This is a genomic window from Paracoccus sp. Arc7-R13, from assembly GCF_004010775.1.
Taxonomy (GTDB): Bacteria; Pseudomonadota; Alphaproteobacteria; order Rhodobacterales; family Rhodobacteraceae; genus Paracoccus; species Paracoccus marcusii.
In genome coordinates this window covers 3,121,824-3,137,668 of record NZ_CP034810.1, presented here as the reverse complement: position 1 = coordinate 3,137,668, position 15,845 = coordinate 3,121,824, and the positions used below count along the sequence as shown (strand labels likewise).

Sequence of the window (15,845 nt, the reverse complement as noted above, 5' to 3'; positions counted from 1 at the left end):
ATGGGCGGGTTGAGCGTTCAGCCCGCGCTGATTAGGCTGCGGCCGGCGCATGTGCCGCGCGACCGCCATCCATACGGGCACAAGACGGGGACAGGGACGTGAAGACACCGAAAGACACCATCAGCGGGGACAAGTCCCCGGCCAACGAATCCACTACCGGACCCGAGATCCGCAAGATCCCTGCCCATGTCGGCGTGATCGACCACGCGCCCGTGGGCGCAGGCACCCCCGCGCAGGCGGGCCTGCCCGGAGAGGTTCGCCCCGCGTCGTCGGCCTTGGTGGGCGACGGCACCGACACCATGCCCGCGGCGGAGAAGAAGCCCGCGCCCGGCACGCGCGCGAAGGCTGCGCCGAAGGACACCCCCTTCGCCCCGACATCCGATCAGCCCAAATCCGATCAGCCCAAGACCGACAGCGTGCCCCCGCACACGACGCCCGCGAAAGCGGCGGCGCCGGTGCGCAAGACCGGCTTCTGGCCCGTGGTCCTGGGCGGCGTCGTCGCGGCCGGGCTGGGGTCCGCCGCCACGATCTATGCGCTGCCGCATCTGCCCGCGGGTTGGCTGCCTGCCGCGCCGATGGCGCAGCAGGGTGACGATCAGGCGATGATCGACGCAGCCTCGCAGGCCGGACGCGAGGCCGCCGAACAGGCGATCGCCGCGGCCCCGGCCGCCGGTGGCGTGCCCGACGATCTGATGCCCCGCATCGAGGCGCTGGAGGAGCAGGTCGCGGCCCTTGGTCAGCCCGCCCCCGAATCGGATGTCCCGCAGGCCGTCGGCGACGCGACGCCGGCTGCTGGCACCGAGGAGCTTGCCGCCCTGCGCGACCGTCTGGACGAACAGCAGGCCCGCCTGGACGAACTGGCGGCCCGCCCGGCCTTCGACCCCGAGGCCGCGGCCGAACTGAAGCAGCAGATCGAGGCAGCCGCCGCCGAGGCGCAATCCAGCTTGGACCAGACCCGCGCCCAGGCCGAGGTGCTGCAGAGTGCCGCCACCGAAAGCACCCGCCGGGCCGAGGCCGTGGCCGCCATCGCCGCGCTGCAGACCGCGCTGGACGCGGGCGTGACGCCCGACCAAGCCCGCGAGGCGCTGGAAGGTGCGGGGCTGGACACGCCCGAAGCGCTGCAGGCGCAGGTGCCCAGCCTGACCGAACTGCAGGCCGATTTCCCCGAGGCCGCGCGTGCCGCGCTGCGCGCCAGCCTGCGCGACACCAGCGCCAGCGGCGAGGGGAACCTGCTAACGAACTTCCTGCGCGCCCAGACGGGCGCCCGGTCGGTCGAACCGCGCGAGGGCGACGATGCCGACGCGATCCTGTCGCGGGCCGATGCCGACGTGCAGGCGGGCCGGATCGACGCCGCGCTGACGCAGATGCAGGCCCTGCCGGAGCCCGCCACGGCAGCTCCCGCGATGGCCGATTGGCTGTCCCGCGCAACCGCCTATTCCCAGGCACGGGCGGCATTGTCCGACCTGTCCTCGGGCACGAACTGAGGGCCGCCCGATGCTGTTGTCACTGCTGAAAATCTTGTTCTTTTTTGCCGTCGTCCTGGCCTTGGCCCTGGGGGCGGTCCAACTGTCCGAAACCGGGCAGGTGCTGCGCATCGAATATGGCGGCATCGAATACGCTTTATCGCCGCTGAAGGCGCTGGTGGCGCTGTTCGTGCTGATGATCGCCGCCTGGCTGATCTTCAAGCTGCTGGGGCTGGCACTGGCCGTCCTGCGGTTCCTGGTGGGCGACGAGACCGCCATCAACCGACATTTCGCCCGCTCGCGCGAGCGCAAGGGTTATGCCGCCTTTGGCGAGGGAATGCTGGCCGTCGCCTCGGGCGAGGGGAAGCTGGCGCAGGATAAGGCTGCGAAGGCTGCGAAGTACCTGAACCAACCGCATCTGACGAACCTTCTGGCCGCGCAGGCGGCCGAGACGTCGGGCGACACCGGCAAGGCCATCGGCATCTATCGCACGCTGCTGGACGACGACCGCACCCGCTTTGTGGGCATCCGCGGGCTGATGCGCCAGAAGCTGGCCGAGGGTGACACCCACAAGGCGCTGCTGCTGGCGCAGAAGGCCTATGCGCTGAAGCCGCGCCACAAGGAGGTTCAGGACACCCTGCTGGACCTGCAGACCCGGGAACAGGACTGGAAAGGTGCCCGCCAGACCCTGAAGGACAAGCGCACGCAGGGCGACCTGCCCAAGGACGTGGCACTGCGCCGCGATGCCGTCCTGGCCCTGCAGGAGGCCAGCGACGTGCTGGCGCACGGCAATTCCATCAGCGCGCGCGAGGCGGCAATCTCGGCCGCCAAGGCGTCGCCGGACCTGGTCCCCGCCGCCGTTCTGGCCGCGCGCAGCTATGTCGCGCAGAAGGATTACCGCAACGCCTCGCGGATCCTGGAGAAGACCTGGTCGGTGCGTCCGCATCCCGACGTCGCGGCCGCCTATGCCGAGATCGTCCCGGACGAGACCCCGGCCGCCCGCCTGCGCCGTTTTGACGCCCTGATCAAGAAGAATGCCGATCACGAGGAAACCCGCCTGCTGAAGGCCGAACTGCTGCTGGCCGCAGAGGACTTTCCCGGCGCGCGGCGCGCCTTGGGCGATCTGGCGGAAAAGCATCCGACCGTGCGGACCCTGTCGATCATGGCTGCCGTCGAACGCGGCGAAGGTGCCGACGACAGCGTCGTGCGTGGCTGGCTGACCCGTGCCCTGTCGGCATCGCGTGGACCCCAGTGGTGCTGCGACAAGTGCCACAATGTCATGCAGGCCTGGGCCCCGGTCTGCGACAGCTGTGGCGGCTTTGACACGCTGACCTGGCGCGAACCCGAGACGCGGCACAGCACGACATCGGCCACGGGGGCCGAGATGCTGCCGCTGCTGGTCGGTGCGCCCAAGCCCGCGGATGACGTGCCGGACCTGACCGAACCCGTGCAGCCGCACCCGCCCGGCCCGGCAGAGCCCGAAGGCAAGCCCGCCCCGCGTCGGGTCGAGCAGGCGGTCGTCGCCCCCGGCATGGTCCCGCGCGAAAGTGACTATCGGGTCATCGACGAGCCGTCCTCGACCGTGACCACGCCCGAGCCTGTGCTGGTCACCGAGCCGGAGCCCATGCCCCAGCCCGCGCCGCTGCCCGAACCGGAGCAGGCTGCCACCCCGGCCGCGGAACCGGTCATGGTCCGCCCCGATGTCGAACCGACGGATGCGGCGGACTGGACGGACACCCGCGCACGGCGCTGATCCGGTGATGCGAATTTTTCGCAGCTGACCCCTTTTCGTCATGGCGCGAAGATGCTATCCGCGCGCCATGACCAGAATGCCGCAGTAGCTCAGCTGGTAGAGCACATCATTCGTAATGATGGGGTCGGGGGTTCGAGTCCCTTCTGCGGCACCATGATCCGAGAGCCAAAGGCCGCCCCATCGGGCGGCCTTTGTCGTTCTAGAGCGGCAGGGCAGGGGTACGCCCGCTGTCCTCCAGGTCCCAGGCCGCCTGCCATGCGCCCTTGCGGCGGTCCAGCACCAGGAAGTTGCGCTGCGCGATGTAGCGGTGGCGCTGTCCGGGCAGGGGCCGGATGCGGATCGGATGGTCCGGCAGCGGGTCCTCTCCCAGCCAGGCCAATGCGCCCAGAAACCGGGCCCAGCCCTTTGGCGGCGCGCGATGCGCGATGCCCGAGGCCACCAGCTGATGCAGATGCAGCCCGCCGCCCAGGTCCATCTCGGCCCGCGTGGCCAGGTGGATCTCGCCCGACAGGGCGGTCACGTCATGGCCGTCGCGGCGCGCCATGTCGCGCACCAGGCGCAGGATGCGGCGCCATTCGTCGCGATGGGTGCGGCTTTGCCACTGGTCGCGCAGGTCGTCCTCGTATTTCTGCATCCGCGGAATGGCCACCATCAGCGCTTCCAGGATCGACATGCGCGGCCCCAGCAAGGGCACGCTGGACATCAGCATGGTGCGGCCCTGCGTCTGGCGACGCGCCTCCGCGTCCATCATCTGCCAGCCGCCCGGCCCCATGATGTCGCGCCGCGTGCGTTCGGACCGCATGTCGGGCGCCAGCAGCCGCAGGCCGGGCGCGTTGATCACCCAGCCCAGATGCCCGCCCTGCGGGTCGGCGAAGCGGGCGGGCAGATCGCCCGCCACGGTGCAGTGCTGGAACAGAAGGAAGCTGTCGCGCGCGGCGGCGAACAGCGCCTGTCCCACCGCCGATTCGGTGCGCGACCGGGGAAGCGAGCCCCACCCGTCGCAGATGTCGTGATCGTCCCACTGCATCAGCGACGGCACCCGTGCGGCAAGCCAGGCCAGTTCGGGCGCACCATAAAGCGCGGCATAGCGGTCGAAGAATCGCTGGCGCAGATGCGCGCGCAGGCCGTCCAGCGCCTGGGGCGACGGGCTGTCGGGCACGCGGTCAGGCCAGTCGTCGCTGAGCGGGTGGCCCTCGGTGACCTCGTCAGCATAGACCTGATCGCCACCATGCAGCAGCAGCGCGAAGGGCGCGCGGCGGTGGTCGTCGCGCAGGCGCGCCCACATGGCGTTGCGCTCGGACCCCTCGCGGTCCATGTCGCCGACCTCCTCGCCGTTGCACGAGACATAGGCCAGCCGCAGATCCCCGGTCAGATCGCTCGCGACCTCGAACCGCTGGCCATCCCAGTCATAGGTCGAGGCCCGGTCCGCAGGCAGCGCGAATCGCGCCCGCCAGACGGTGGCGCCGTCATAGCGGGCCAGCGCCACAGGCGCGACCGGACCTGAGGGCGCGGCGACCGGGGCCGGGGACTGATCGCCCGGCATAATGAACAGGGCCGACAGCGACATCCGCCCCAGGGCGACGTCGTCAAGCAGCAGGATCGGGCCGATGGGGCGGGTGATCTGGATGGACATGCCGATCAGCTAAGGCGGAACCTGCGGCTTCGCAATTCGCGATCGTGCCGCAGGCGATCACATCAGGCGGCGTCCTGCCGGGGTGCCGCGCGACACAGCATACCGAACAGGTCGCGCGCGTCGTCGGGATCGGCGATCATGTCCAGGTCCAGGAACAGCCCCGTGCCCTGCAGGCGCTTGTGGATGTGGCGCAGGGCGCTGAAATCCTCGATCGCGAATCCCACGCTGTCGAACAGGGTGACCTGGTCGGCGTGGGTGCGGCCGGGCACGTGGCCCGCGATGACCTGCCACAGTTCGGTCACGGGATGGTCGGGGTCCAGCTGCTGGATCTCTCCCTCGACGCGGGTCTGGGGCGGGTATTCGACAAAGATGCCCGCGCGCAGCAGGATGTCGCGGTGCAGTTCGGTCTTGCCGGGGCAATCGCCGCCGACCGCGTTCAGATGCACGCCCGCGCCCACCATGTTGTCCGACAGGATGGTGGCATATTGCTTGTCCGCGGTGCAGGTCGTCACGATCTGCGCGCCCAGGATCGCCTCCTCGGCACTGGCACAGGGGACGACGCGCAGCCCGCGCCCGGCCAGGTTCGCCGCGCATTTCGCGGTGGCGGCAGGATCAATGTCGTAGAGGCGCACCTCGGTGATGCCGCAGATCGCCTTGAAGGCCAGGGCCTGGAACTCGGCCTGCGCGCCGTTCCCGATCATCGCCATCACCCGCGAATCGCGCGGGGCCAGCCAGCGGGCGGCCATGGCGCTGGTCGCGGCGGTGCGCAGCGCGGTCAGGATGGTCATCTCGGACAGCAGCAGCGGATAGCCGGTAGCGACATCGGCCAGCACGCCGAAGGCGGTGACCGTCTGCAGCCCCTGGCGCATGTTGCCGGGATGGCCGTTCACGTATTTGAACCCGTAATGCTGTCCGTCGGATGTCGGCATCAACTCGATCACGCCGATGTCGGAATGGCTGGCGACGCGGGGGGTCTTGTCGAAATCGGGCCAGCGGCGGAAGTCGGCCTCGATCGCGTCGGCCAGTTCGACCAGCAGCGGCTCGATGCCCACGTGATGGACCAGCTGCATCATGTGATCGACGCTGACAAAGGGAACAAGCGCCTGGCGCGAGGGCGGGGTCATCGGTCTTCTCCTGCAGGGTTTCGTCCATGATGCTGCGCGATATGGGTCGGTTTCAACTGGACAGGCAGCAGGAATGGCGGGATCATTGGCCATATTGGCGGGGAACGGTGCCATTATGGACGATCTGGATCAGGCGCTGATCGCGCAGCTGCGCCGCGACGGGCGGGCCTCGGTGCTGCACCTGGCGGACAGGCTGGGTGTCAGCCGCGCGACCGTCCGCCTGCGCCTGGCCCGGCTGCTGGAGCGGCAAGATATCCTGGGCTTCACCGCCATCACCCGCGCCGATGCGCAGGATGCGCCGGTCCGCGGCCTGATGCTGATCGGGATCGAGGGGCGGGGCGCAGACCGCATCATGGCCCGCCTGACCGCGATGGCGCAGGTGACGGCGGTGCATTCGACGAACGGGCGGTGGGATCTGATCGTGGACCTGGCGGCGGGGTCGCTGTCGGAACTGGACGACGTCCTGCGCCGCATCCGCGACCTGGACGGCGTCATGACATCCGAGACGAACCTGATCCTGTCCACCCGCCGCGCAGGCACCCGCTAGACCAGCGCGCGATACAGGTCCAGCATCCGTATCAGCGCCCTGTCGAACCCCTCCGGATCGGGCGCCGCCGCATCCCAACTGCGCGACAGGACGCAGCCGGCCTGATAGCCCTGCGGCAGCGTCGCGTCCGACCCCAAGGCGATGGGCCTCGTGTCAAAGCCATGTCCCGGCAGGCCGTCCCGCGTGCGTGCCGCCCGGTCGCGCAGATGGCGCAGGCCCGCGTCGTGGCCATGCTCGCGCAGCGCGTCCGCCGCGCCATGCTGCAGCGACAGCACGATCCGTTCGTCCGGGGCGTTCACGAAGCAGGCGACGTAAAGCCCGTGGCGCATGCTGCGCGTCACATGCGGCGCGAACCACGCGACCCAGGGCACCGCCGCCCAACCCGGCGCACCGGTGCTGGCCCGCACCAGCAGGCGTTCGGGACGCCCGGCCACCGCCGCCCGCGCCAGCGCCGCCACGTCGCGGCGAAAGAACCCGGCCAGCGGATGCCCGGCCACCGGTTCGACCCGCGCGAATGCATACCGCCGCGCCGTCAGGGACAGCGCGGCGGCAAGCCGGTCCGGGTCGGGCGCGGGCGCGGTCAGACCAGTCGCCCTTCCTCCATCGCCGCGCGGACGAAGCCTGCGAACAGGGGCGCGGGCTCGAAGGGCTTGGATTTCAGCTCGGGGTGGGACTGCACGCCGATGAACCACGGGTGGTCGGCATATTCCACGACCTCGGGCAGCTTGCCGTCCGGCGACATGCCCGAAAAGCGCAGGCCCGCGGCCTCCAGCTGCGCGCGATAGGTCGCGTCGACCTCATAGCGATGGCGGTGGCGATCCTCGATCTCGGTCGCGCCGCCATAGACGTCCGAAATCCGCGACCCTTGGGACAGGACGGCGGTGTAGGAGCCGAGGCGCATGGTGCCGCCCTTGTCGTCGCCGACCTTGCGGCTGACGGTATAGTTGCCCTGCACCCATTCCTTGAGATGATAGACGACCGGGGTGAACCGCGTCTGCCCGGCCTCGTGGTCGAACTCCTCGGAACCCGCGTCGGGCATGTCGGCCAGGTTCCGCGCGGCCTCGATCACGGCCATCTGCATCCCAAGGCAGATGCCCAGATAGGGCACCTTCTTCTCGCGGGCATAGCGGGCGGCGGCGACCATCCCCTCAGTCCCGCGTTCGCCGAAGCCGCCGGGCACGATGATGCCGTGATAACCGTCCAGAAGATGCGCGCCCTCTCCCTCCAGCTTTTCGCTGTCGACCCAGTCGGCCTTGACGCGGACCTTGTTGGCCATCCCGCCATGGGTCAGTGCCTCGGCGATGGATTTGTAGGCGTCCTCCAGCTGGGTGTACTTGCCGACGATGGCAATGTTCACCTGCCCCTCGGCATGCTCCAGCCGGTCCATCACGTCTTCCCACCGCGACAGGTCGGGGCGCGGCGCGGGGCTGATCTGGAAGGCGTCCAGCACGGCGCGGTCCAGACCCGCGCGATGATAGGCCAGGGGCGCCTGATAGATGGTCTTGAGGTCATAGGCCGGGATGACCGCATCGGGACGCACGTTGCAGAACAGCGCGATCTTGGCGCGTTCCTTTTCCGGGATCGGGTGTTCCGAGCGGCAGACCAGCACGTCGGGGGCCAGGCCGATGGACTGCAGCTCCTTGACGCTGTGCTGGGTCGGCTTGGTCTTCAGCTCGCCGCTGGCGGCCAGATAGGGCAGCAGGGTCAGGTGCATCAGGATGCATTCGCCGCGCGGCCGCTCGTGGATGAACTGGCGGATCGCCTCGAAGAAGGGCAGGCCCTCGATGTCGCCGACCGTGCCGCCGATCTCGCACAGCATGAAGTCGACCTCGTCGTCGCCGATTGCAAGGAAGTCCTTGATCTCGTTGGTGACGTGCGGGATCACCTGGATGGTCTTGCCCAGGTATTCGCCCCGGCGTTCCTTCTCCAGCACGTTGGAATAGACGCGCCCGCTGCTGATGCTGTCGGTGCGGCGCGCGGCGACGCCGGTGAATCGTTCGTAATGACCCAGGTCCAGGTCGGTCTCGGCCCCGTCATCGGTGACGAAGACCTCGCCATGCTCGAACGGGCTCATCGTGCCGGGGTCGACGTTCAGATACGGGTCCAGCTTGCGCAGCCGGACGGTGAACCCCCGCGCCTGCAGCAGCGCCCCCAACGCCGCCGAAGCCAGCCCCTTGCCAAGCGAGGATACGACGCCGCCGGTGATGAAGATGTAACGCGCCATGAGGCCCCCGTGATGTGCAATTCTGTCTTAGCGGGCCGTCCGAATGACGACGATCACGGGACCCACGAAATAACCGATTCGCCCCGTGGCCGCAACGGACCGCAAGTGGAAGGGGGGCGCCTGGCGCCCCCCGCAGTGGTGTCTGTCGTCAGTTCGCCGGTGCGGGCGCGGTGTCCGAGGTGGCGGGTTCCGCCGCGGCGTCGGGCGCCGCCGCCGGGGCCGTCGCGGCCGGTGCCGGGGCCTCGGGCGCGGGCGGGGTCAGCGCGTCGGCGGGTGCCGTCGCGGGTGCCTCTGCCGGGGTCTGGGCCGCGGGGGCCGGGGTCACGGCCGCGTCTGTCGCCGGGGCGTCCGTCGCGGGGGCTTGGGTCGCCGGGGCGTCGGTCGCCGCATCGGGGCTGGGCGGGGTCAGCGGGTTGCCCGCGGTCGAGGGCGGCGGGGTATAGGCCGGCAGACCCGGCAGTCCGGTCGCCGGTGCCTCGGTCGGGGCCTGGCCGCCGAACTGGTCCATGATCGAGCTGTTGTTGGCCTGGCGCGCCGCCAGGATCGTCAGCGCGATCGAGGTCGCGAAGATCGCCACGCCCAGGATCCACGTCACCCGGGTCAGCACGTTGGCCGCCTGGCGGCCCGACATGACGCCGCCACCAGCACCGCCACCGCCGCCCATGCCCAGCCCGCCCCCTTCGGAACGCTGCAGCAGGACGACCCCGGCCAGCATCACTGCCAGGATCAGATGGACGGTCAGGATGACGTTTTCCACGGCTTTCGGCCTTTCATTTGCGGACGCGCCTATCTAGTCACCTGTCAGGGTGATGGCAAGCAAGAGTGTCCGATGGTTGCGGTGATGATCCAGGGCACCGGCTCGAATGTCGGCAAGTCGATGCTGGTGGCGGGCCTGTGCCGCGCCGCGACCCGCCGCGGCCTGTCCGTGGCGCCCTTCAAGCCGCAGAACATGTCCAACAATGCCGCCGTCACCGCCGACGGCGGAGAGATCGGCCGCGCGCAGGCCCTGCAGGCCCGCGCCTGCGGGCTGGAGCCGCATACCGACATGAACCCGGTCCTGCTGAAGCCCGAGACCGACCGCGGCGCGCAGGTGATCCTGCAGGGCCGCGCCATCGGCCGGGCCGAGGCGCGCGATTACCAGGGGCTGAAGCCTCGCCTGCTGGGCGGGGTTCTTGACAGCTTTGCCCGCCTGTCGGCCGCCCATGACCTGGTGATCGTCGAGGGGGCGGGCAGCCCCGCCGAGGTCAACCTGCGCCCCCGCGACATCGCCAACATGGGCTTTGCCCGCGCGGCGGGGGTGCCCGTCGTGCTGGCGGGCGACATCGACCGGGGCGGGGTCATCGCCCAGATCGTCGGCACTCAGGCCGTGATCGACGCTGGCGACGCCGCGATGATCCGGGGCTTCCTGGTCAACAAGTTCCGCGGCGATCCGCGCCTGTTCGACGACGGTTACCGGATGATCGAGGCGCGCACTGGCTGGCGCGGCTTCGGCGTCGTGCCGTGGTTCGCGGACGCGCACCGCCTGCCGGCGGAGGATGCGGTCGACCTGCGCACCAGTGGCGGGTCGGGGCTGCATGTCGTCTGCCTGACCCTGTCGCGCATCGCCAATTTCGACGATCTGGACCCGCTGGCGGCGGAACCTGGCCTGCGCCTGACCATGCTGGCGCCGGGACAGGCGATCCCGGGCGACGCCGGTCTGGTGATCGTGCCGGGCACGAAATCGACGCTTGGCGATCTGGCCTTCCTGCGGGCGCAGGGCTGGGACATCGACCTGGCCGCGCATCACCGGCGCGGCGGGCATGTGCTGGGCATCTGCGGTGGCTATCAGATGCTGGGCCGGATGATCGACGATCCGTCGGGCGCGGACGGGGTGGCAGGGCAGGTGGCGGGGCTGGGCCTTTTGGACGTGACCACCGTCATGGCCCCCGACAAGCGGCTGACCCGCGTGACCGGCACCGCCCTGGGCCAGCCCGTGTCGGGATACGAGATCCACATGGGCCGCACCGACGGCCCGGACTGCGCGCGCCCCTTTGCCCATGTCCCCGACCCCGACGGGGCCAACAGCGCGGATGGCCGCGTGACGGGCAGCTATCTGCACGGGCTGTTTTCCGACGACGCGTTCCGCGCGGCCTTCCTGGCACGGCTTGGTGCCGCCTCGCGGCCGGGGTTCGAGGCCGGGGTGGATGCCGCGCTGGACGATCTGGCGGATCACCTGGAGGCGCATCTGGACGTGGCGGCCCTGCTGGCCGTCGCGCGCTGATCCCCGATGCGGGCGCCCCCGCCATGCGCGCAGGGTGCAGCAGATGTGACCGCGTGGCGCTGGACGAAACCGGGTCGGCGCGCTACCTGAGGGGCATGGAACAGATCAAAGCCCCCCTGACCCTGTATCTGGCCGCCCCGCGCGGCTTCTGCGCAGGCGTCGACCGCGCCATCAAGATCGTGGAACTCGCGCTGGAAAAGTGGGGCGCCCCCGTCTTTGTCCGCCACGAGATCGTGCACAACAAGTATGTCGTCGACACGCTGCGCGACAAGGGCGCGGTCTTCGTCGAGGAACTGGACGAATGCCCGGCCGACCGGCCCGTGATCTTTTCCGCCCATGGCGTTCCCAAGGCCGTCCCGGCCGAGGCGCAGCGCCGCGAGATGGTCTATGTCGACGCGACCTGCCCGCTGGTCAGCAAGGTCCATATCGAGGCCGAGCGGCACAACGCCGCGGGCCTGCAGATGATCATGATCGGCCACAGGGGCCACCCCGAGGTCCTTGGCACCATGGGCCAGCTGCCCGAGGGCGAGGTGATCCTGGTCGAGGACGTGGCCGACGTCGCCCGAGTCGATGTCCGCGACCCCGCGCGCCTGGCCTTCATCACCCAGACCACCCTGTCGGTCGACGACACCGCCGCCGTGGTCGCGGCCCTGCAGGCGCGGTTCCCCGCGATCATTGGGCCCGCCAAGGAGGACATCTGCTATGCCACCACCAACCGCCAGGCGGCGGTCAAGGCGGTGGCGCCGCATGTCGATGCGCTGCTGGTGATCGGGGCCGAGAATTCCAGCAACTCCAAGCGTCTGGTCGAGGTCGGGCGTGCCGCGGGCTGCGGCTATGCCCAGCTGGTGATGCGCGCGGCCGAGATCGACTGGCGGGCGCTGGACGGTATCCGCAGCATCGGCGTGACCGCCGGCGCCAGCGCCCCCGAGGTGCTGATCAACGAGGTCATCGACGCCTTCCACGCCCGCTATGACGTGACCGTCGAGGTGGTCGAGACCGCGGTGGAACGGGTCGAGTTCAAGGTCCCCCGCGTCCTGCGCGAGACGGCCTGACCGAACCGGCCCCTTGCCGGATCGCCCGCCCCGGTCCTATCCTCCGGCGACAGGTTGGAGGATCCCACATGACCGTCTATCTGATTGCCGAAGTCACCGTCACCGACGACGCCTGGATCGCCCCCTATGCGGCGGCGGTCCATGACATCGCCGCCCGCCACAACGGCCGCTACCTGTCCCGGTCCGGCCATATCGAGACGCTGGAAGGCGAGGCCCGTGACGTCACCCTGATCGCGTTGATTGAGTTCCCGACCCGCGAGGATGCGATGGGCTTTGTCAACGATCCCGACTATGCGCCCCATGCGAATGCCCGCAAGGGCGGGTCCATCAGCCATTTCCGGCTGATCGACGACAGCGACGCGGCCGGCAGCATCCCCTATCTTCCCGCGCCCGCCTGAGGCCCGCTGGCCTGCCGCGCCGATCGCGGCTATAGCGGCGCGGACAAGGCGGAAAGGGACAGCATGCGGCTCTATTCGATGCCCTCATCGGGCAACAGCTACAAGGTCAGGCTGCTGGCGGCGCTGACCGGCCAGTCGCTGGACCGGGTCGATTGCGAATACGGATCGGCCGCCCTGCAGCAGGCCAAGGACCAGGGCGCGCTGCCCTTCGGCAAGCTGCCGGCGCTGCGTCTGGACGACGGGACCACGCTGGCGGAATCGAACGCCATCCTGTGCTATCTGGGCGAGGGCACGGCCTATTGGCCCGCCAGCCGGACCCTGCGGGCGCAGATGTTGGGCTGGATGTTCTGGGAACAGTACAACCACGAACCGGTCATCGCGGTGCGTCAGGCGCTGGTCAGCTATCCCCATCGCGCGGCGGATGCCACGCCCGACCGGCTGGCTGACCTGCTGGATCGCGGCCACGCGCTGCTGTCCGTGATGGAGGATCACCTGGCGACCCAAGACTGGCTGGTGGGCGACGCGGCCAGCCTGGCCGACATCTGCCTCTATGCCTATACGCACAGTGCGGGTGCGCGCGGCGGGTTCGACATGAACCGCTTTCCGGCCGTGCGCGGCTGGCTGGCGCGGGTGGTGGCCCTGCCGGGGCACGTGACCATCGATGGCTGAGCTGTTCGCCTGGACCGACGGCGCCTGCAGCGGCAATCCCGGCCCCGGCGGCTGGGGCGTGCTGATGCGCGCGCTGGACGGCGCGAACGTGGTCAAGCAGCGCGAGTTGCAGGGAGGAGAGCCTGCCACGACCAACAATCGGATGGAGCTGATGGCCGCCATCAGCGCGCTGGAGGCCCTGACCCGGCCCAGCACCATCGTGATCGTGACCGACAGCAATTATGTCAAGAACGGCGTGACCCAGTGGATCCACGGCTGGAAGCGCAACGGCTGGAAGACGGCCGACAAGAAGCCCGTCAAGAATGTCGAATTGTGGCAGCGGCTTGATGCGGCGCAGGCCACCCACAGCGTCGAATGGCGCTGGATCAAGGGCCATGCCGGCCATGCCGAGAACGAACGTGCGGACGAACTGGCCCGCGCGGGCATGGCGCCGTTCAAATGACGCTGGATACGCTGGTCACGGCTCTGGACTACGGCTCGGTGCTGATCTTTGCGCTGACCGGGGCGCTGGTTGCCAGCCGGGCGCAGCTGGACCCGGTGGGCTTCGTCTTCATGGCGGCGCTGACGGCGGTGGGGGGCGGCACGTTGCGCGACCTCATCCTGAACCGCGAGGCGGTGTTCTGGGTCGCCAACCCCTCCTATGTACTGCTGGCGGCGGGGGCAGCGCTGACCGTCTTCTGGACGGCGCATCTGTTGGAGAGCCGCCAGCGCTGGCTGGTCTGGCTGGACAGCATCGCGCTGGCCGTTGCCGTTGCCGCCGGGGCAGGCGTCGCGATGGAGATGGGGTCGCCCCCGGTCATCGTGGTCATCATGGGTATCGCCACCGGCACCTTCGGCTGGCGGCTGCCGCTGTATCGCCCGCGCCCGCCGCGGCGCTAGCGCAGCACCGGGGGCCCGGCGCGGCCCGCGTCGATGTTCTGCACGCCCGCGCGCAGCCCCTGGCCGATGCGATGCGCCATCTGCGACCAGGCGCGGGCCGACCAGGGCGGCAGGGTGCGGCGCAGCGCCTCGTCGAACAGCGCCAGCCAGATCTCGAAATGCTCGGGGCGGACGTTGCCCGCGGACAGGTGCGCGCGCATCGGGCTGCCGTTGTAGCCGGCCTTGTGCAGGATCGCACCCTTCCAGAAGGCGGCGATGCGATCCTCATGCGCGGCCCAGTCGCCGACATGTTCGGCAAAGATCGGGGCCAGCACCTCGTGCCGCCGCACGGCGCCGTAGAAGACGGCGACGGTGCGGGCAATCTCTGCCTCGGTGATGTCGAAACGCGGGTCCATGCGCCGCATCTGGGGCAGGGGTGGCGCGGTTGCAAGGGGCCGCGTGCCGCCGTAAGGGGGGCCACCCGGTCGCAGCCCACCCGGACAAAACAGGAGCGAGCCATGAGCCACTATACCGACGCGCTGACCCAGCTGGGCAGCGACACCCCCCTGCCGCAGCACCCCGACCAGGCCGTGCTGGAACGTGTGCCCAACCCCCAGCCCGGCCAGACCTATGCCGTGCGCTTCACCCAGCCCGAATTCACCAGCCTGTGCCCGCTGACCGGCCAGCCCGATTTCGCGCATCTGGTGATCGACTATGTCCCCGGCGACTGGCTGGTCGAATCGAAATCGCTGAAGCTGTTCCTGGGCAGCTTCCGCAACCACGGCGCCTTCCACGAGGATTGCACCGTGGGCATCGGCCGCCGCATCGCCGACCTGCTGGAGCCGGCTTGGCTGCGCATCGGCGGATACTGGTATCCGCGCGGCGGCATGCCGATCGACGTGTTCTGGCAGACGGGCGCGGCGCCTGCGGGCCTGTGGCTGCCCGATCAGGGCGTGCCGACCTATCGCGGGCGCGGCTAGGCGGCGTTCAGCCGCGCCAGGATCGCAGCGCGATCAGCGCCGTGTCGATCACGTCGCCAAGGCGGGCCAGCAGGTGTTCGGGTTCTGGCGCGCCGCTGTCGGTCTCGGCATCCAGCCGTGCCATCAGGCGCGACAGGCGCCGCCGATGGACGCCGGTCCACAGTTGGACCGGGTCCGCGATCAGCCCCGCGAAGGTGGTCACCAGCGACCCCGCCACGGCTAGCGCCACCCCGGTCGCGACGACCGTCAGCGGCGCGGTCTCCACCGGAAAGGCCCAGTACCACGCCCGCCCCAACGTGTCGCCCAGGGCGAAGTCGCGCACCGCGGCACCATGCGCGCGCATCTGCGCCATGGGCCCGGCAAGCGAGATCATGCCCGGTGTCGCGCGGTGAAACAGCGCGATCCCCACGGTCAGCACGATTAGCGAGGTCGTGATCTCGGCTACGGCATTGCGGGTGTCGGCATGGCTGCGGATGGCGCGGGCGATGCGGTCGGGGGACGTGTCCGGACCCAGGCCCTGCCGCTGCAGATCGGCGATCAGCGCGACCAGATCACGCTGGATCACCGCCGAGACGTCGGACCGCAGGAACACCCGCCGGCTGCGCAGCCAGCCGCCCGCCCGCGTGGCCCCCATTCGCGTCAGGACCCAGCCCGCGCCCAGCATCAGCAGGGCCACCGGCGCCAGCATCACGTTCACCGGTGCGCGCAGCAGGTCCGCGCCGATCGCGTGGCGGTGCAGTGCCAGCGTGCCGCGCGGTCCGTAGCGCAGCCGTGTGAACCGGCGCAGCGCCGCATCGCGACGGGTCAGGCGGCTGCGCAGGGGGGCGGGGGGCATCGGGCTCTCCGAAGGCGGTGGCCGCAGTCTAGCGGGACGGGGGCCCATG

16 protein-coding genes, 1 tRNA gene and 1 pseudogene are annotated in these 15,845 nt (G+C 70.0%); 11 read left to right on the top strand and 7 right to left on the bottom strand.

Features of this window, described 5'->3' with window-relative positions:
- Positions 1 to 98 precede the first annotated feature (98 nt).
- From EOJ32_RS15565 to EOJ32_RS15555, 3 genes are all read left to right on the top strand, one after another.
- Complete coding sequence (locus EOJ32_RS15565; RefSeq protein WP_127899152.1) at positions 99 to 1,484, top strand: hypothetical protein; 1,386 nt, start codon at positions 99 to 101, stop codon at positions 1,482 to 1,484.
- 10 nt (positions 1,485 to 1,494) lie between these two features.
- Positions 1,495 to 3,216 carry a heme biosynthesis HemY N-terminal domain-containing protein gene (locus tag EOJ32_RS15560; protein ID WP_045983296.1) on the top strand — a complete coding sequence of 574 codons (1,722 nt, stop codon included), beginning with the start codon at positions 1,495 to 1,497 and terminating at the stop codon, positions 3,214 to 3,216.
- Positions 3,217 to 3,294: 78 nt separating this feature from the next.
- Positions 3,295 to 3,370, top strand: a tRNA-Thr gene (locus EOJ32_RS15555).
- A gap of 45 nt (positions 3,371 to 3,415) precedes the next feature.
- On the opposite strand, the gene EOJ32_RS15550 is transcribed toward EOJ32_RS15555, so the two are convergent.
- Together EOJ32_RS15550 and EOJ32_RS15545 are read right to left on the bottom strand one after the other, a co-directional pair.
- Complete coding sequence (locus tag EOJ32_RS15550) at positions 3,416 to 4,849, bottom strand: alkaline phosphatase D family protein (RefSeq protein ID WP_127899151.1); 1,434 nt, start codon at positions 4,847 to 4,849, stop codon at positions 3,416 to 3,418.
- Positions 4,850 to 4,911: 62 nt separating this feature from the next.
- Positions 4,912 to 5,973, bottom strand: a complete 1,062-nt coding sequence (locus EOJ32_RS15545; RefSeq protein WP_127899150.1) for an ornithine cyclodeaminase — start codon at positions 5,971 to 5,973, stop codon at positions 4,912 to 4,914.
- Between the two features lie 115 nt (positions 5,974 to 6,088).
- On the opposite strand from EOJ32_RS15545, the gene EOJ32_RS15540 reads away from it, so the two are divergent.
- Positions 6,089 to 6,520, top strand: coding sequence for an Lrp/AsnC family transcriptional regulator (locus tag EOJ32_RS15540; protein WP_127899149.1), 432 nt, complete (start codon positions 6,089 to 6,091; stop codon positions 6,518 to 6,520).
- On the opposite strand, the gene EOJ32_RS15535 is transcribed toward EOJ32_RS15540, so the two are convergent.
- The 3 genes from EOJ32_RS15535 to secG form a co-directional block, all read right to left on the bottom strand.
- Positions 6,517 to 7,017 (bottom strand): MrcB family domain-containing protein, encoded by a 501-nt coding sequence (locus EOJ32_RS15535; RefSeq protein ID WP_164871454.1) that lies wholly within the window; start codon positions 7,015 to 7,017, stop codon positions 6,517 to 6,519. The genes EOJ32_RS15540 and EOJ32_RS15535 overlap by 4 nt on opposite strands.
- Before the next feature lie 83 nt (positions 7,018 to 7,100).
- Positions 7,101 to 8,744, bottom strand: a complete 1,644-nt coding sequence (locus EOJ32_RS15530; protein WP_045983291.1) for a CTP synthase — start codon at positions 8,742 to 8,744, stop codon at positions 7,101 to 7,103.
- Between the two features lie 148 nt (positions 8,745 to 8,892).
- Positions 8,893 to 9,501 (bottom strand): preprotein translocase subunit SecG, encoded by a 609-nt coding sequence (gene secG, locus EOJ32_RS15525; RefSeq protein WP_127899147.1) that lies wholly within the window; start codon positions 9,499 to 9,501, stop codon positions 8,893 to 8,895.
- 72 nt (positions 9,502 to 9,573) lie between these two features.
- Between secG and EOJ32_RS15520 the strand changes: the two genes are divergently transcribed.
- The 6 genes and pseudogenes from EOJ32_RS15520 to EOJ32_RS15495 form a co-directional block, all read left to right on the top strand.
- Entirely contained in the window at positions 9,574 to 11,004 is a 1,431-nt protein-coding gene (locus tag EOJ32_RS15520) for a cobyric acid synthase (RefSeq protein ID WP_127899146.1), read from the top strand.
- Positions 11,005 to 11,099: 95 nt separating this feature from the next.
- Entirely contained in the window at positions 11,100 to 12,056 is a 957-nt protein-coding gene (gene ispH, locus EOJ32_RS15515; protein ID WP_127899145.1) for a 4-hydroxy-3-methylbut-2-enyl diphosphate reductase, read from the top strand.
- A gap of 68 nt (positions 12,057 to 12,124) precedes the next feature.
- A complete protein-coding gene (locus tag EOJ32_RS15510) occupies positions 12,125 to 12,454 on the top strand; it encodes a DUF1330 domain-containing protein (RefSeq protein WP_127899144.1) in 330 nt (109 codons plus the stop codon).
- 63 nt (positions 12,455 to 12,517) lie between these two features.
- Entirely contained in the window at positions 12,518 to 13,123 is a 606-nt protein-coding gene (locus tag EOJ32_RS15505) for a glutathione S-transferase family protein (RefSeq protein WP_045981389.1), read from the top strand.
- Positions 13,116 to 13,565 (top strand): ribonuclease HI, encoded by a 450-nt coding sequence (rnhA, locus tag EOJ32_RS15500; protein WP_127899143.1) that lies wholly within the window; start codon positions 13,116 to 13,118, stop codon positions 13,563 to 13,565. The genes EOJ32_RS15505 and rnhA overlap by 8 nt, the downstream gene beginning before the upstream one ends.
- Positions 13,562 to 13,960 (top strand): annotated as a pseudogene (locus EOJ32_RS15495) (trimeric intracellular cation channel family protein); the annotation flags it as partial. The gene rnhA and the pseudogene EOJ32_RS15495, both read left to right, overlap by 4 nt.
- Before the next feature lie 38 nt (positions 13,961 to 13,998).
- On the opposite strand, the gene EOJ32_RS15490 reads toward EOJ32_RS15495, so the two are convergent.
- Positions 13,999 to 14,397 (bottom strand): group III truncated hemoglobin, encoded by a 399-nt coding sequence (locus EOJ32_RS15490; protein WP_045981387.1) that lies wholly within the window; start codon positions 14,395 to 14,397, stop codon positions 13,999 to 14,001.
- A gap of 102 nt (positions 14,398 to 14,499) precedes the next feature.
- Here EOJ32_RS15490 and queF point away from each other — a divergent pair, with 102 nt between their 5' ends.
- Positions 14,500 to 14,961, top strand: coding sequence for a preQ(1) synthase (queF, locus tag EOJ32_RS15485; protein ID WP_045981386.1), 462 nt, complete (start codon positions 14,500 to 14,502; stop codon positions 14,959 to 14,961).
- A gap of 7 nt (positions 14,962 to 14,968) precedes the next feature.
- Here queF and EOJ32_RS15480 read toward each other — a convergent pair whose 3' ends face one another.
- Positions 14,969 to 15,796, bottom strand: coding sequence for a DUF6635 family protein (locus tag EOJ32_RS15480; RefSeq protein WP_127899141.1), 828 nt, complete (start codon positions 15,794 to 15,796; stop codon positions 14,969 to 14,971).
- Positions 15,797 to 15,845 lie beyond the last annotated feature (49 nt).

Excerpts from the sequence above, each read along its gene's own strand:
- rnhA (WP_127899143.1), top strand. The coding sequence starts at position 13,116 with ATGGCTGAGCTGTTCGCCTGGACCGACGGCGCCTGCAGCGGCAATCCC.
- EOJ32_RS15540 (WP_127899149.1), top strand. The coding sequence starts at position 6,089 with ATGGACGATCTGGATCAGGCGCTGATCGCGCAGCTGCGCCGCGACGGG.
- EOJ32_RS15505 (WP_045981389.1), top strand. The coding sequence starts at position 12,518 with ATGCGGCTCTATTCGATGCCCTCATCGGGCAACAGCTACAAGGTCAGG.
- EOJ32_RS15490 (WP_045981387.1), bottom strand. The coding sequence starts at position 14,397 with ATGGACCCGCGTTTCGACATCACCGAGGCAGAGATTGCCCGCACCGTC.
- EOJ32_RS15550 (WP_127899151.1), bottom strand. The coding sequence starts at position 4,849 with ATGTCCATCCAGATCACCCGCCCCATCGGCCCGATCCTGCTGCTTGAC.
- EOJ32_RS15510 (WP_127899144.1), top strand. The coding sequence starts at position 12,125 with ATGACCGTCTATCTGATTGCCGAAGTCACCGTCACCGACGACGCCTGG.
- EOJ32_RS15545 (WP_127899150.1), bottom strand. The coding sequence starts at position 5,973 with ATGACCCCGCCCTCGCGCCAGGCGCTTGTTCCCTTTGTCAGCGTCGAT.
- queF (WP_045981386.1), top strand. The coding sequence starts at position 14,500 with ATGAGCCACTATACCGACGCGCTGACCCAGCTGGGCAGCGACACCCCC.
- EOJ32_RS15520 (WP_127899146.1), top strand. The coding sequence starts at position 9,574 with ATGGTTGCGGTGATGATCCAGGGCACCGGCTCGAATGTCGGCAAGTCG.
- EOJ32_RS15530 (WP_045983291.1), bottom strand. The coding sequence starts at position 8,744 with ATGGCGCGTTACATCTTCATCACCGGCGGCGTCGTATCCTCGCTTGGC.
- EOJ32_RS15560 (WP_045983296.1), top strand. The coding sequence starts at position 1,495 with ATGCTGTTGTCACTGCTGAAAATCTTGTTCTTTTTTGCCGTCGTCCTG.
- ispH (WP_127899145.1), top strand. The coding sequence starts at position 11,100 with ATGGAACAGATCAAAGCCCCCCTGACCCTGTATCTGGCCGCCCCGCGC.
- EOJ32_RS15480 (WP_127899141.1), bottom strand. The coding sequence starts at position 15,796 with ATGCCCCCCGCCCCCCTGCGCAGCCGCCTGACCCGTCGCGATGCGGCG.